Consider the following 15,139-nt stretch of genomic DNA (forward strand, 5'->3'; position numbering starts at 1 on the left):
GCATGGCATCCACCGCAGACATCAAGAACGGCGTCGTCCTGAACATCGACGGACAGCTCTGGAGCGTCATCGAGTTCCAGCACGTCAAGCCGGGCAAGGGCGGCGCGTTCGTGCGGACCAAGCTCAAGAACGTGGTCACGGGCAAGGTCGTCGACCGCACGTACAACGCCGGCGCCAAGGTCGACATCGAGAACGTCGACCGCCGCGACTTCACGTACCTGTACGCCGACGGAGACGGTTTCGTGTTCATGGACACCACGGACTACGACCAGATCACGCTCAGCGACGTCGTCGTCGGGGAGGCGAAGAACTTCCTGCTCGAGAACCAGCAGGTCACCATCGCCCTCAACAACGGCAACCCGCTCTACATCGACCTGCCCGCGTCCGTCATCCTCGAGGTGACCTACACCGAGCCGGGCCTGCAGGGCGACCGCTCCTCGGCCGGCACCAAGCCCGCCACCGTCGAGACCGGCTACGAGATGCAGGTTCCGCTGTTCGTCGAGACCGGCACGAAGATCAAGGTCGACACCCGTTCGGGCGACTACCTCGGCCGCGAGAAGTAAGGCGTGAGCGCCCGCACGAAGGCGCGCAAGCGCGCACTCGACATCCTCTTCTCCTCGGACGTCCGCGGAGACGAGATCGCCGTCACGCTCGCCGCCGAGGCGAAGCGCGCGGCCAGCGAACCCGCTCGCGAGGCCTCGTGGCTCTACGCCCGCGAGATCGTGGACGGGATCATCGACCACCGCGGCGACATCGACGAGAGCATCGTCACGCACAGCCGTGACTGGAAGCTCGAGCGCATGCCTGCGGTCGACCGCGCACTGCTGCGCATCGGCGTCTGGGAGATCCTCTACAACGACGAGATCCCGACGGCCGTTGCGATCGATGAGGCCGTCGAGCTCGCCAAGGAGCTCTCGACCGAGGACTCCGGCGCGTTCGTGCACGGCGTCCTGGCCCGGGTGGCGCGCTCCAGCTGATGGCCGACTGGCGCCTGCTCCTGGCGGACGCCGCCGCGCCGAAGGGCGGCACACCGCTCGCTCTCGGCATCGAGGTGCGGCAGCGTGCGTCGGTCGGCGCCCACCAGTGGGCCCCGCGCCCGGTGCGCACCGCGACGGTCCGCGACGTGGTGCGAGGCGAGGGCGATCTGCTCCTGGGCATCCGCCCGCTCATGCGCAGCGAATCGACCGGGGCGTGGGTGCAGGGGACGGCATCGTGGGATGCCGTGCGCCGCCCGGGCTCGGCGTTCACGCCGGAGCACGCCCGCTGGTTCGGCGAGCTTCTCAGCATCGCCCGCGACTCGCTGCTGTCGGGGACGGCGGGCGACTGGCTCATCCTGGACACCGTCGAGTCGGGGCTACTCTGGTCGCACCTGCGCGCAGCCGCGGCGTGCGGCATCCCGATCCTGACGATCCAGAAGAGCTTCGAGGTGGTCTTCGCCGACAGCGGAGTGGTCACCGCCGCTGTTGAGCGCACCGATTCCGGCCTCTCGGTCGCAGCCGACGTGACCCTCGACGGGCGCGCGGTCGACGTCCGCGAGGTGCGCACGATCGGTCGAACCGGTGTCTACGCCGTGACGCCGCTCGGTGCCCGCGCGCGCGTGACGCTCGCCGAGATCCCGCTCAGCCCGGCCGTGCACGCGCTGCTGGGCGCGCGGGCGGCGCTCTCCGTGCCCGTGGCGGAGGAGAACGCGTTCCTGCGCGATGCCTATCCCGCGATCGCCCGCCGCGTCGAGGTCCGGGCAGTCGGCGCCGTCGAACTGCCGGCGGTCCCGCCACCGGTCGCCACGCTGGTCGTCACGCACCGTCCGCGCGACACGGTCGACTACGCGTTCGAGTGGACCTACCGCGGCTACGGGCGGTTCGGCACCGCACCGACGCCCGACGCGATACGGGATGCCGATGCCGAGGCGATGGCCGGTGAGGCGCTCGCGCGGCTGTGGGAGGAGGTGACGGGGGAGCGGTTCACCGGTGGAGGAAGCCTGCACGACGTCGACGCGGCCGAGTTCGTCACGCACGTCGTCCCGGCGTTGAAGGAGCGCGGCGTCGATGTCGTCGTCGCCGGGCGCCCGCGCACGTACCGCGAACTCAGCGGCGCACCCGAGATCACGGTCTCGACCGTGGAGACCACCGACCCGGACTGGTTCGATCTCGGCGTGCTCGTCAGGATCGACGGGCGCAGCATCCCATTCGCCCCGCTGTTCACCGCCCTTTCGATGCGCCGCACCAAACTCCTCCTCGTCGACGGCAGCTGGTTCTCGCTCGCGCACCCTGCGCTCGACGCGCTGCGCGAGCTCATCGACGAGGCCACGGAACTCACCGAATGGGAGACCGGCCCCCGGATCAGCCGCTACCAGACCGCGCTCTGGGAGGACTTCGAAGACCTCGCCGACGAGGCTCGACCCGCGGTGGCCTGGCGGGAGACGGCGGACGGCCTCCGCGAGGCGACGACCGTTCCCCCGGTGCCCGTCCCTGCCGGTCTGCGCGCCGAACTGCGCCCGTATCAGCGCCAGGGATTCGACTGGCTCGCCTTCTTGTGGAGCCACCGCCTCGGCGGCGTGCTCGCCGACGACATGGGTCTCGGCAAGACGATCCAGCTGCTGACGCTCATGCTGCACGCCCGCGAGAACGGTGAGCGGCGCCCGTTCCTCGTCGTCGCACCCACCTCGGTGCTGCAGACCTGGCGCGAGGAGGCATCGAGATTCGCGCCGGGGCTGCGGGTGAGCGTGGTCGACGGCACGCGCGCGCGTCGCGACGCGTCGGTCGACGAGATCGCAGAGGATGCGGACGTCGTGGTGACCTCGTACACGCTCATCCGCCTGGATGCCGACGAGTACAGCGCGCGCGAATGGGCCATGCTCGTCCTCGACGAGGCTCAGTTCGTCAAGAACCCGGAAGCCAAACAGCACATCGCCGTCGCCGCCGTGCCCGCGGACGTCACCATCGCCGTCACCGGCACGCCGCTCGAGAACAGCCTCGCCGACCTCTGGGCGCTTCTGAAGCTCACAGCCCCGGGGCTGTTCGCCTCCGCCCGCCGGTTCAGGCAGGACTACATCCAGCCGATCGAACAGGGCAAGGTGCCCGAGAACGAGGAGGGCGGCGAATACCGCCGGCGGCGTCTGGAGCGACTGCGCCGGCGGATCCGGCCCCTCGTCCTCCGCCGCACCAAGGACCTCGTGGCCCCGGAGCTGCCGGCCAAGCAGGAACAGCTGCTGCACGTCGAACTGGGGCCTGCGCACCGCGGACTGTACGACACGGTGCTGCAGCGCGAGCGCCAGAAGGTGCTGGGCCTGCTGCAGGACCTCGACCGCAATCGGTTCATCGTCTTCCGGTCGCTCACGATGCTCCGGATGCTGGCTCTCGCCCCCGGACTCATCGACGAGGGGGATGCGCGCATCGCCTCGCGCAAGCTCGAGGTCCTCGCCGAGCGCGTGATCGAACTGCACGCCGAGGGGCACCGTGCGCTCGTCTTCAGTCAGTTCACCTCGTTCCTGAAGCTCGCCGCAGCGAGGCTCGATCGGGCCGGCATCCCCTACGCTCATCTCGACGGCTCCACCCGCGACCGCCAGCGGGTCATCGACGGGTTCCGGGACGGCTCGCAGCCCGCGTTCCTCATCAGCCTGAAGTCCGGCGGATTCGGGCTGACGCTGACCGAGGCCGACTACGTCTTCCTGCTCGATCCGTGGTGGAACCCTGCCGCCGAGGCCCAGGCCGTCGACCGGGCGCACCGGATCGGCCAGCAGAACCCCGTCATGGTCTACCGCATGATCTCCGAGGGGACGATCGAGGAGAAGGTGCTCGCCCTGCAGCAGCGCAAGGCGCGCCTGTTCACCGCGGTCATGGACGACGACGAGCTCTTCGCCCGCTCGCTGACCGCCGACGACATCCGCGGCCTGCTCGAACCCTGAGCCCTGTGGCTTTTCCCCGGCCGGGCACCCGGCGCGCACAGCATCCCGCCGGTAGAATCGTGCAGTCCACCACAGGAGGAGCGCAATGCGGATCACGGGACTCGGCCACGCCGGGATGTTCATCGAGACGGCCGGCGGGAACATCATCTGCGACCCGGTGCTCGGCCCCTCGTTCTTCGGCTCCTGGTTCCCGTTCCCCGACAACCGGGGCCTCGACTGGGAGCGGTTCGGCCGCGAGGCGGACTTCCTGTACATCTCGCACCGTCACCGCGACCACTTCGACCCGAAGCTGCTCCAGCGCTACATCCGCAAGGACATCGAGGTGCTCCTCCCGGAGTACCCGATCGATGACCTCGAGCAGGACATCCGCGCCCTCGGCTACACGAACATCACCTACGCCCCCGCCGGGCGGGTGATCGAGCGCGGCGACCTGAAGATCATGATCACCCCGCTCCGGGCGCCCAGCGACGGCCCGATCGGCGACTCCTCGCTCAGCGTCGACGACGGCACGGGTTCGGTCCTCAACCAGAACGACTCGCACCCTCTCGACCTCGACAAGCTCCTCGACTTCGGCAAGCCGGACGCGTACTTCACGCAGGTCTCCGGCGCCATCTGGTGGCCGATGGTCTACGATCTGCCGCTGGACGCCAAGCAGAACTTCGCGCGGCTCAAGCGCGATGCGCAGAACAAGCGGGCGATGTTCTACATCGAGAAAGTCGATGCCCCCCACGTGTTCCCGATGGCGGGCCCCCCGATGTTCCTGCGCGACGACCTGTTCGACTTCAACGGCACCGGCCGCAACGGCGAGTCGATCTTCACCGACCAGAAGCAGTTCCTCGCCCACATGAAAGAGCAGGCTCCGCAGTACGACGGGCAGCTGTTCGTGCCGGGCACGGTGGTGACCCTCGAGAACCGCGAACTGGTCGGCGTCGAGCAGACGCTGTACACGCAGGACGAGATCGACCACATCTTCGACGAGAAGTGGGACTACCTCGAGGAGCAGCGAGCCCTGCGTCAGCAGGAGATCCGCGACGAGGAGACGTCCCGCGCTCCCGAGCTGCCGGCGGAGGAGATCCTCGCCGAGCTCAAGGCCTGGTGGGAGCCGCTGCTGAAGAAGTCGCGCACGATCCGCCTCGGCGTCGGCGGCAATGTGCGCTTCCGCATCGGCGACCTCGACATGGTCGTCGACTTCCCCCGCGCCAAGGTGCGCGAGTACGCGGGGGAGGAGTGCATCTACTGGTACACGATCCCCGCCGACCTCGTCTCCACCAACATCCGCGACCGCGAGATCGACTGGTCGAACTCGATCTTCCTGTCGATGCAGTTCTCGGTCGGCCGCAGCGGAAAGTTCAACGAGTTCCTCACCACGTTCCTCAAGTGCCTGTCGGTCGACCGCATCGAGTACGTCGAGAACTGGTACTCCGAGCAGACCGACCAGACCGAGGACGCCGAGATCGGCGACTGGGTCGTGCAGCGGCGGTGCCCGCACCTGCGTGCGGACCTCACCAAGACCGGCAAGGTCGACGAGGACGGCATCCTCACCTGCAGCATGCACGACTGGAAGTGGGACCTGAAGACGGGCAAGTGCCTGACGACGACGGGACACGCGATCCGCGCCCAGCGCTGCCCCGTCACCGAGGACGCCCTGAAGCTCGGCTGAGGGTAGAGTGGTGCCTGCAAGCAACCTTTAACACCGTCCGGAGAGGCGGAGAAGGGAGCGGCTGATGAGCGCACGCACTGTGCTGCAGCAAGCCGATATCTCGCGGGCTCTGACCCGCATCGCCCATGAGATCCTCGAATCCAACAAGGGTGCGGCTGACCTGGTGCTGCTGGGGATCCCCACGCGCGGCGTCGCCCTCGCGCAGCGCCTCGGCGCGCTGATCGAACAGATCACCGGCACCGCCGTGCCCGTCGGATCGCTCGATGTCACGATGTACCGCGACGACCTCGCCAAGCACCCGACGCGGTCCCCGCAGCCCACCGAGATCCCCGCGGGCGGCATCGACGGCAAGACCGTCGTGCTCGTGGACGACGTGCTCTTCTCGGGACGCAGCATCCGCGCCGCCCTCGACGCGCTCGGGTCGATCGGACGCCCCGCGATCGTGCGCCTCGCGATCCTCGTCGACCGCGGCCACCGCGAACTGCCGATCCGCCCGGACTTCGTCGGCAAGAACATCCCCTCCGCCAGGACGGAGCGCGTCAACGTGCGCCTGACGGAGAACGACGGCGCGGACGAGGTGACGATCGGAGCATGAGGCACCTCCTCGACACTCACAGCCTCGAGCGGGCAGCGGCCCTGCGCATCCTCGACGTCGCCGAGGACATGGCGGACACGCAGTCGCGCGAGATCAAGAAGCTGCCGACGCTGCGCGGCAAGACCGTGGTCAACCTGTTCTTCGAGGACTCCACGCGCACGCGCATCTCGTTCGAGGCCGCGGCCAAGCGGCTCTCGGCCGACGTCATCAACTTCGCCGCGAAGGGATCGAGCGTCTCGAAGGGCGAGAGCCTGAAGGACACCGCCCAGACGCTCCAGGCGATGGGGGCGGATGCCGTCGTCATCCGCCATGCGGCATCCGGCGCGCCGCGCACTCTCGCCACGAGTGGCTGGATCTCGGCCGGTGTGGTCAACGCCGGAGACGGGACGCACGAGCACCCGACCCAGGCGCTTCTCGACGCCTTCACGATCCGCAAGCGCCGCTACGGTGCAGCCAGCCGGGGCCGCGACCTCGCCGGCGTCCGCGTCGTGATCGTCGGCGATGTGCTGCACTCGCGGGTCGCCCGCTCGAACGTCTGGCTGCTCACGACGCTCGGCGCCGATGTCACGCTCGTGTCGCCCCCGACGCTGGTCCCGCAGAACGTGTCGGCGTGGCCGGTGCGCGTGCTCTACTCGCTCGACGAGGCGCTCGCAGAGGGCCCGGACGCCGTGATGATGCTGCGCATCCAGCTCGAACGCATGAACGCGGCGTATTTCCCGAGTGAGCGGGAGTATTCCCGCACCTGGGGGCTCGACGCCGTGCGCGCGGCGGCGCTTCCGGGCGATAGCATTGTGATGCACCCCGGACCCATGAACCGCGGCCTCGAGATTTCATCGGAGGCGGCGGATTCGCCGCGTTCGACGGTGCTCGAGCAGGTCGCGAACGGCGTGTCCGTGCGGATGGCCGTGCTGTACCTGCTGCTGGCAGGAGAACGAGACGACGAACGAGGGAGAGACCTGTGACAGAGACCCTCTTGATCGCAGGAGCCAGTGTCCTGGGCGCCGGCGGCGCCGACATCCTCGTCGAAGACGGAGTCATCACCGGGATCGGCACGGGACTCAGCCGTGACGGCGCCCGCGTGATCGACGCCGACGGACTCGTCGCGCTTCCCGGCCTCGTGGACCTGCACACCCACCTGCGCGAACCCGGATACGAGGCATCCGAGACGATCCTCACCGGTACCCGTGCTGCGGCGGCCGGCGGCTTCACCGCCGTCTTCGCCATGCCGAACACCTCTCCGGTCGCCGACTCGGCCGGCGTCGTCGAGCAGGAGCTCGCCCTCGCCGAGGCCGCCGGCTACGCCACCGTCCAGCCGATCGGTGCGGTCACGGTGGGGCAGAAGGGCGAGCGCCTGGCCGAGCTCGGCGCCATGGCCGGGTCCCGAGCGAAGGTCCGGGTGTTCAGCGACGACGGGTTCTGCGTGTTCGATCCGCTGATCATGCGCCGTGCGCTCGAGTACGTGAAGTCCTTCGGCGGCGTCATCGCGCAGCACGCGCAGGACCCGCGCCTGACCGAGGGCGCGCAGATGAACGAGGGCGTCGTCTCGGCCGAACTCGGCCTCGCCGGCTGGCCCGCCGTCGCAGAGGAGTCGATCATCGCCAGAGACGTGCTCCTCGCCGAGCACGTCGGCTCCCGTCTGCACGTGTGCCACCTCTCCACGGCGGGTTCGGTCGACATCATCCGATGGGCCAAGAAGCGCGGCATCCAGGTGACTGCCGAGGTCACCCCGCATCACCTGCTCCTGACCGACGAGCTCGTCCGGGGCTACGACGCCCGTTACAAGGTCAACCCTCCGCTGCGCCGCGAGGAAGACGTCCTGGCCGTGCGCGAGGGCCTCGCGGACGGCACGATCGACGTCGTCGCCACCGACCACGCCCCGCACCCGGGCGAGAGCAAGGCGTGCGAGTGGCAGGCCGCCGCGAACGGCATGGTGGGGCTCGAGAGCGCCCTGCGCGTCGTGCACCAGTCGATGGTGCAGACGGGGCTGCTCGAGTGGGACGACGTCGCACGCGTGATGAGTTCGGCCCCGGCGCGCATCGGGATGCTCGACGGGCACGGTGAGCCCCTCGAGGTCGGCCGTCCGGCGAACATCACGCTGTACGACTCCGCCGTCGCCGGCACGTTCACGCAGGCCGATCTGCACGGCCGCAGCGAGAACTCGCCGTACCTGGGCCGTGAGCTGCCCGGCCGCGTGGAGTGGACGATCCACAACGGCGTCGTCACCCTCGCCGAAGGCGCCGTCGCAGAGGAGCTGGTCCGATGAGCATGCGCGACCTCGCCGTCGCGATCACGATCGGCGTCGCCGTTCTGATCCTGCTGTCGATGGTCCTGGCCTGGCGACGACGAATGCGACGCGACGCGGTCTACACCGCGCCGCTGGGCGTGCCCGAGCACGCCGAGGTCCTCAGCCGGCACGAGGTGCTGTACGTGTCGACGACGCGCCATGACGAGCCGCTCGAGCGCCTGGCGATCGCGCCGCTCGCGTACCGCGCACGCGGCGAGCTCGCCGTCACCGACCGCGGAGCGGCGCTGTGCCTCGACGGGGCGCCCACGGTGTTCCTGTCGAAGGACAAGCTCGCCGGCGTCGACCGCGCCACCGTCACGATCGACCGGGTCGTCGAACCCGGCGGTCTCGTCCGCCTGTCCTGGAACGTGGATGCCGACACCATCGTCGACTCCTATCTGCGGTCCACCTCCGGGGCGCCGGACACCCTCATCTCAGAGATTCAGCGGGTCATCCCCGCCAACCACACAGGAGCCACGTCTTGACCAGCTCGAACAGCACAGCGCGCCGGATGCCGGCCCCGGCCGTCCTCGTCCTCGAAGACGGCACCCGTCACACCGGCCGCGCGTACGGCGCCGAGGGGACCACGCTCGGCGAAGTCGTCTTCGCCACCGGCATGTCCGGCTACCAGGAGACGATCACCGACCCGTCCTACGCCGGCCAGATCCTGCTGCAGACCGCGCCGCACATCGGCAACACCGGCATGAACGACGAGGACCCTGAGTCCCGACGCATCTGGGTGGCCGGCTACATCGTCCGCGACCCTTCGCGGGTCGTGTCGAACTGGCGGGCCAACGCATCGCTCGACGAGGCCCTCGTCCGCGACGGCATCGTCGGCATCAGCGGCATCGACACCCGCGCGGTCACCAGGCATATCCGCTCCGCGGGCTCCATGCGCGGTGGCATCTTCTCGGGCACCGATGCAGACCTCGACCCCGAGGAGCAGCTGCGGCAGGTCGTCGAGGCGCCGCAGATGGCAGGGCAGAACCTCTCCTCGCAGGTGTCGGTCGACGTCGCGACCATCACCACGGCGATCGGGGAGCGCATCGGCAACCTCGCCGTCCTCGACCTCGGCGTCAAGCAGGCCACGATCGACAACCTCGCCGCTCGCGGGTTCGATGTGCACGTCCTGCCGCAGACGTCGACGATCGACGACATCCGGGCGGTCGACCCTGTCGCGGTGTTCTACTCGAACGGCCCCGGCGACCCGGCGGCGTCCGGCGACCACGTCGCGCTCCTGCGCGCCGTCCTCGACGAGGGGCTGCCGTTCTTCGGCATCTGCTTCGGCAACCAGCTGCTCGGGCGCGCCCTGGGCCTTGGCACCTACAAGCTGCCGTTCGGTCACCGCGGCATCAACCAGCCCGTGCTCGACAAGAGCACGGGCAAGGTCGAGATCACGGCTCACAACCACGGCTTCGCCGTCGACGCGCCGCTGGAAGGCGCGTTCGACAGCCCCAACGGATACGGCAAGGTCGAGGTCAGCCACGTGGGCCTCAACGACAACGTCGTCGAGGGACTTCGCGCCCTCGACATCCCGGCCTTCTCGGTGCAGTACCACCCCGAAGCCGCCGCCGGACCCCACGACGCAAACTACCTCTTCGACCGGTTCAAGGACATGGTCGTCGCACAGCAGGGAGACACCAAGTAATGCCGAAGCGCGACGACATCAACTCCGTCCTCGTCATCGGGTCGGGCCCGATCGTCATCGGTCAGGCCTGCGAGTTCGACTACTCCGGCACCCAGGCGTGCCGTGTGCTCCGCGAGGAGGGCGTTCGCGTCATCCTCGTCAACTCCAACCCGGCCACGATCATGACCGACCCGGGCTTCGCCGACGCGACCTACATCGAGCCGATCACCCCCGAGGTCATCGAGACGATCATCGCCAAGGAGAAGCCCGACGCGATCCTGCCGACCCTGGGCGGTCAGACCGCGCTGAACGCGGCGATGGCCCTCGACAAGCAGGGCATCCTCGCCAAGTACGACGTCGAGCTCATCGGCGCGAAGGTCGAGGCGATCGAGAAGGGCGAGGACCGCCAGATCTTCAAGGAGCTCGTCCTCGAAGCGGGAGCGGATGTCGCGGCATCCGTCATCTGCCACAGCATGGACGAGCTGCTCGCGGGCGCCGAGAAGCTCGGCTACCCGCTCGTCGTCCGCCCGAGCTTCACCATGGGCGGGCTCGGATCCGGCTTCGCCTACGACGAGGAGGACCTCCGTCGCATCGGCGGCGCTGGCCTCCACGACTCGCCGACGAACGAGGTGCTGCTCGAGGAGTCGATCCTCGGGTGGAAGGAGTACGAGCTCGAGCTCATGCGCGACACGGCCGACAACACGGTCGTCGTCTGCTCCATCGAGAACGTGGACCCCGTCGGCGTGCACACCGGCGACTCGATCACGGTCGCACCGGCGCTCACGCTGACCGACCGCGAGTACCAGAAGATGCGCGACATCGGCATCGACATCATCCGCGCCGTCGGCGTGGACACCGGCGGATGCAACATCCAGTTCGCAGTCAACCCCGAGAACGGTCGCATCATCGTCATCGAGATGAACCCGCGCGTCTCTCGGTCCTCGGCGCTGGCGTCGAAGGCCACCGGCTTCCCGATCGCCAAGCTCGCCGCCAAGCTCGCACTCGGCTACCGTCTCGACGAGATCCCGAACGACATCACGGGCGTGACGCCGGCGAGCTTCGAGCCGACCCTCGACTACGTCGTGGTCAAGGTGCCCCGCTTCGCCTTCGAGAAGTTCCCCGCGGCGGATGCCACGCTCACGACCACCATGAAGTCCGTCGGCGAAGCCATGGCGATCGGCCGCAACTACGCCACCGCGCTGCAGAAGGCGCTCCGCTCGCTCGAGAAGCGCGGTTCGAGCTTCCACTGGGGCGAGGAGACCCGGAGCGTCGACGAGCTGCTCGAGATCTCGAAGACCCCGACAGACGGCCGCATCGTCACGCTGCAGCAGGCGCTGCGCAAGGGCGCGACGATCGAGCAGGCCTTCGAGGCCACGGCGATCGACCCGTGGTTCCTCGACCAGATCGTGCTGATCAACGAGGTCGCAGAGACGGTCCGCGCCGCCGAGGAACTCAGCGCCGACGTGCTGCGCTACGCCAAGGAGCACGGCTTCTCCGACGCGCAGATCGCGCAGCTCCGGGGCGAGGACGAGGCGGAGATCCGCGGCGTCCGGCACGCGCTGGGCATCCGCCCGGTCTACAAGACGGTGGACACGTGCGCGGGCGAGTTTCCGGCGCTGACCCCGTACCACTACTCGAGCTACGACTTCGAGACCGAGGTGTCGCCGTCAGAGCGCACCAAGGTCGTCATCATCGGCTCGGGCCCCAACCGCATCGGGCAGGGCGTCGAGTTCGACTACTCGTGCGTGCACGCGTCGTTCGCACTGTCGGATGCCGGGTACGAGACCGTCATGGTCAACTGCAACCCCGAGACGGTGTCCACCGACTACGACACCTCTGACCGCCTGTACTTCGAGCCGCTGACGCTCGAGGACGTGCTCGAGGTGCTCGACGCGGAGGCCGCCAGCGGAACCATCCTCGGCGTCGTCTGCCAGCTGGGCGGTCAGACCCCGCTCGGACTCGCCAAGGGCATCGAGGCGGCCGGCTACACGGTGCTCGGCACGAGCCCGGCAGCCATCGACATCGCCGAGGAGCGCGAGCTGTTCTCGCAGCTGCTCGCCTCGGCCGGCCTCGTGGCACCCCGACACGGCACGGCGATCGATGTCGAGGGCGCCGTCGCGATCGCGGAGGACATCGGGTACCCGGTGCTCGTCCGCCCGAGCTTCGTCCTCGGCGGGCGCGGCATGGAGATCGTCTACGACACCCCGAGCCTGCGCGACTACTTCGTGCGCACCGCCGGCGAGGTCATCGTCGGTCCTGGCACGCCGCTGCTCGTCGACCGCTTCCTCGATGACGCGATCGAGCTGGACGTCGATGCGCTGTACGACGGCACCGAGCTGTACATCGGCGGCGTCATGGAGCATCTCGAGGAGGCCGGCATCCACTCCGGCGACTCCAGCTGCACCCTGCCGCCGGTCTCGCTCGGCCGCAGCGACGTCGACCGGGTCCGCGAGGCGACCCTGGCGATCGCCGAGGGCGTGGGCGTGCGGGGCCTGCTGAACGTGCAGTTCGCGATCAGCGCCGGCGTGCTCTACGTGATCGAGGCCAACCCGCGCGCCAGTCGCACGGTGCCGTTCGTCTCGAAGGCCCTGGGCATCCCGATGGCGAAGGCCGCCAGCCGCATCATGGCCGGCGCCACGATCGCCGAGCTCAAGTCCGAGGGGCTGCTCCCCGCCGCCGACGGATCGCGGGTGCCGATGGACGCGCCCGTTTCCGTCAAGGAGGCCGTGCTGCCGTTCAAGCGGTTCCGCACCAAGGACGGCAAGATCGTCGACTCGGTCCTCGGTCCTGAGATGCGCTCGACCGGCGAGGTCATGGGCATCGACAAGGACTTCCCGACAGCGTTCGCGAAGAGCCAGGCCGCGGCCTACGGCGGCATGCCGACCTCGGGCACCGTGTTCATCTCGGTCGCCGATGCCGACAAGCGCGCCGTGATCCTGCCGGCGCACCGCCTGCAGCAGCTCGGCTTCACGCTGGTGGCGACCGAGGGCACGGCCGAGATCCTCTCCCGCAACGGCATCCCTGTGACGGTCGTCTCGAAGTTCAGCGAGACGCAGTCGTCGGGCGGCGAGAACATCGTCGACCTCATCAACGACGGCCGGATCGACATCGTGGTGAACACGCCCTCCGGCGGTGCTGCACGCGCCGACGGCTACGAGATCCGCGCCGCGGCCGTCGCGGCCGACAAGGCCCTGTTCACGACCATGGCGGTGCTCGGCGCCGCCGTGAGCGGAATGGATGCCGCCGATGAGGGCTTCGAGGTCAGGAGCCTGCAGGAGTACGCGCTCGACCGTCAGGCGGCGCTGTGACAGCGAGCTTCGGAGAGCGGACCCGTGCGGCGCTGGCCGCGCGCGGTCCGCTGTGCGTCGGCATCGACCCGCATGCGGCACTCCTGTCGGCGTGGGGCGTCGGCGACACCGCCGCCGGCGCGCGCGAGTTCGGACTGCGCGCGGTGGATGCCGCGGCCGACCGCGTCGGCGTCGTCAAGCCGCAGGTGTCGTTCTTCGAGCGCTTCGGATCGGCCGGCTTCGCCGCCCTCGAGGACGTTCTGCGGGAGGCACGGGATGCCGGACTCCTCGTGATCGCGGACGCCAAGCGCGGCGACATCGGCACCACGATGGACGCGTACGCCGAGGCCTGGCTGACGCGCGGTTCGCCGCTCGAAGCGGACGCCGTGACGGTCAACCCGTATCTTGGCGTCGGCGCACTGGAGAGCACGTTCGCGCTGGCGGAGGAGCACGGAAAGGGCGCATTCGTCCTCGCCGCGACGAGCAACCCGGATGCCGGCACGGTACAGCGCGCCCGTTCCGAGTCCGGCAACACGATCTCCGCCGCCGTCGTGGCCGAGGTCAGCGCACGCAACGCGGGCACTACGGCCGAGGGGGAGTGGGCGAGCCTCGGCCTCGTCATCGGCGCCACCGTCGACTGGGCGCACGCGGGTCTGTCGCCGTTCACGCCTCCGGCCCCGATCCTGGCACCGGGATTCGGCGCGCAGGGCGCGGGACCCGACGACCTCGTCTCACGCTTCGGCACGAGCGCACCGCTGGTCATCGCATCCGAGAGCCGCAGCATCCTCCAGGCGGGGCCCACGGGCATCGCCGCAGCGATCGACGCCCGCGTCGACGAGTACCGCAGGAGGGCCGATGCCTGAGCGCAGCGTCCCCGAGGTCGACCGCGCGGCTGCCGCGCGCAGGGCGGTCGAACGCCGTCAGGCCCGAGCATCCCTCAAGCGCGACCTCGGCATGCGGGTCACGACGCCGCAGACGGTCGCCGAGCTGGCCTTCGCCGATGCGGACTCCGTCGCCGGCTCCATGCGGGTGACCGACTTCCTCCTCGCCCTCCCGGCGATCGGCGTCGGCAAGCGCGACCGGATCCTCGCGGAGCTCGACATCTCGCCGGTGAAGCGACTGGGCGGGCTCGGCGTGCGCCAGCGAGCCAGCCTCATGCACTGGCTGGACGAGCGTTTCCCCCCACCGGAGCCGCGCACGGGGCGCAGCCGGCTGCTCGTTCTGGCCGGACCCACGGCCGTGGGCAAGGCCACAGTCGCCGCGCACATCCGCGAGAATCACCCCGAGATCCACCTGTCGGTGTCGGCGACGACCCGCGCACCGCGCCCCGGCGAGATCGACGGCGTGCACTACTACTTCGTCGACGACGCCGAGTTCGACCGGCTCATCGCGGAAGGCGAGCTCCTGGAGTACGCCGTCGTGCACAACAAGTCGCGCTACGGCACGCCGCGTGCACCGATCGACGCCGCCCTCGCCGAGGGCCGGACGGTGCTCCTCGAGATCGATCTGCAGGGGGCGCGCCAGGTGCGCGCCGCGGAACCCTCGGCGACGCTGATCTTCCTCCTGCCGCCGACCTGGGACGAACTGGTGCACCGACTCGTCGGCCGGGGCACGGAGAACGAGGAGGAGCGCGCCCGTCGCCTGCGCACGGCGAAGGTCGAACTGGCCGCTCAGAGCGAGTTCGATTACCGCATCGTGAACGAGGATGTCGCCGCCGCCGCGCGCGAGGTCGTAGAATTGTCTGAGGCACCAGCGCGCTGATCCCTCTCGCGCGCCCGCCGA

General features: G+C 69.5%; 12 protein-coding genes. All 12 read left to right on the forward strand.

The features are described 5' to 3' along the window. The first annotated feature begins 2 nt into the window (after positions 1 to 2). The gene (gene efp / locus HWX58_RS06905; protein ID WP_175986276.1) at positions 3 to 563 is read left to right on the forward strand and encodes an elongation factor P; all 561 of its coding nucleotides are present in this window, start codon (positions 3 to 5) and stop codon (positions 561 to 563) included. 3 nt (positions 564 to 566) lie between these two features. Beyond that, a complete protein-coding gene (nusB, locus tag HWX58_RS06910) occupies positions 567 to 977 on the forward strand; it encodes a transcription antitermination factor NusB (protein WP_175986277.1) in 411 nt (136 codons plus the stop codon). Further along, entirely contained in the window at positions 977 to 3,904 is a 2,928-nt protein-coding gene (locus tag HWX58_RS06915) for a DEAD/DEAH box helicase (RefSeq protein WP_175986278.1), read from the forward strand. Before nusB ends, HWX58_RS06915 begins: the two co-directional genes overlap by 1 nt. A gap of 85 nt (positions 3,905 to 3,989) precedes the next feature. Further along, positions 3,990 to 5,564, forward strand: a complete 1,575-nt coding sequence (locus HWX58_RS06920) for a Rieske 2Fe-2S domain-containing protein (protein ID WP_175986279.1) — start codon at positions 3,990 to 3,992, stop codon at positions 5,562 to 5,564. A 64-nt stretch (positions 5,565 to 5,628) separates the two neighbouring features. After that, complete coding sequence (gene pyrR / locus HWX58_RS06925; RefSeq protein WP_175986280.1) at positions 5,629 to 6,159, forward strand: bifunctional pyr operon transcriptional regulator/uracil phosphoribosyltransferase PyrR; 531 nt, start codon at positions 5,629 to 5,631, stop codon at positions 6,157 to 6,159. Continuing rightward, positions 6,156 to 7,121, forward strand: coding sequence for an aspartate carbamoyltransferase catalytic subunit (locus HWX58_RS06930; RefSeq protein WP_175986281.1), 966 nt, complete (start codon positions 6,156 to 6,158; stop codon positions 7,119 to 7,121). Before pyrR ends, HWX58_RS06930 begins: the two co-directional genes overlap by 4 nt. Beyond that, positions 7,118 to 8,422, forward strand: a complete 1,305-nt coding sequence (locus tag HWX58_RS06935; protein ID WP_175986282.1) for a dihydroorotase — start codon at positions 7,118 to 7,120, stop codon at positions 8,420 to 8,422. Before HWX58_RS06930 ends, HWX58_RS06935 begins: the two co-directional genes overlap by 4 nt. Next, on the forward strand, positions 8,419 to 8,928 hold the full coding sequence (locus HWX58_RS06940) for a PH-like domain-containing protein (protein WP_175986283.1): 510 nt from the start codon (positions 8,419 to 8,421) through the stop codon (positions 8,926 to 8,928). Before HWX58_RS06935 ends, HWX58_RS06940 begins: the two co-directional genes overlap by 4 nt. Positions 8,929 to 8,954: 26 nt before the next feature. Beyond that, complete coding sequence (gene carA, locus HWX58_RS06945; RefSeq protein ID WP_175986613.1) at positions 8,955 to 10,091, forward strand: glutamine-hydrolyzing carbamoyl-phosphate synthase small subunit; 1,137 nt, start codon at positions 8,955 to 8,957, stop codon at positions 10,089 to 10,091. Further along, a complete protein-coding gene (carB, locus tag HWX58_RS06950; RefSeq protein WP_175986284.1) occupies positions 10,091 to 13,378 on the forward strand; it encodes a carbamoyl-phosphate synthase large subunit in 3,288 nt (1,095 codons plus the stop codon). The genes carA and carB overlap by 1 nt, the downstream gene beginning before the upstream one ends. After that, entirely contained in the window at positions 13,375 to 14,220 is an 846-nt protein-coding gene (pyrF, locus tag HWX58_RS06955; protein WP_175986285.1) for an orotidine-5'-phosphate decarboxylase, read from the forward strand. The genes carB and pyrF overlap by 4 nt, the downstream gene beginning before the upstream one ends. Further along, on the forward strand, positions 14,213 to 15,118 hold the full coding sequence (gmk, locus tag HWX58_RS06960; RefSeq protein WP_175986286.1) for a guanylate kinase: 906 nt from the start codon (positions 14,213 to 14,215) through the stop codon (positions 15,116 to 15,118). Before pyrF ends, gmk begins: the two co-directional genes overlap by 8 nt. The last annotated feature ends 21 nt before the right edge of the window (positions 15,119 to 15,139 follow it).

Source organism: Microbacterium tenebrionis (assembly GCF_903645325.1).
GTDB classification, from domain to species: Bacteria; Actinomycetota; Actinomycetes; order Actinomycetales; family Microbacteriaceae; genus Microbacterium; species Microbacterium tenebrionis.

Coding starts and splice junctions, on each gene's coding strand:
- efp (WP_175986276.1), top strand. CDS start 3: ATGGCATCCACCGCAGACATCAAGAACGGCGTCGTCCTGAACATCGAC.
- HWX58_RS06920 (WP_175986279.1), top strand. CDS start 3,990: ATGCGGATCACGGGACTCGGCCACGCCGGGATGTTCATCGAGACGGCC.
- gmk (WP_175986286.1), top strand. CDS start 14,213: ATGCCTGAGCGCAGCGTCCCCGAGGTCGACCGCGCGGCTGCCGCGCGC.
- carA (WP_175986613.1), top strand. CDS start 8,955: ATGCCGGCCCCGGCCGTCCTCGTCCTCGAAGACGGCACCCGTCACACC.
- HWX58_RS06940 (WP_175986283.1), top strand. CDS start 8,419: ATGAGCATGCGCGACCTCGCCGTCGCGATCACGATCGGCGTCGCCGTT.
- HWX58_RS06930 (WP_175986281.1), top strand. CDS start 6,156: ATGAGGCACCTCCTCGACACTCACAGCCTCGAGCGGGCAGCGGCCCTG.
- HWX58_RS06915 (WP_175986278.1), top strand. CDS start 977: ATGGCCGACTGGCGCCTGCTCCTGGCGGACGCCGCCGCGCCGAAGGGC.
- pyrR (WP_175986280.1), top strand. CDS start 5,629: ATGAGCGCACGCACTGTGCTGCAGCAAGCCGATATCTCGCGGGCTCTG.
- carB (WP_175986284.1), top strand. CDS start 10,091: ATGCCGAAGCGCGACGACATCAACTCCGTCCTCGTCATCGGGTCGGGC.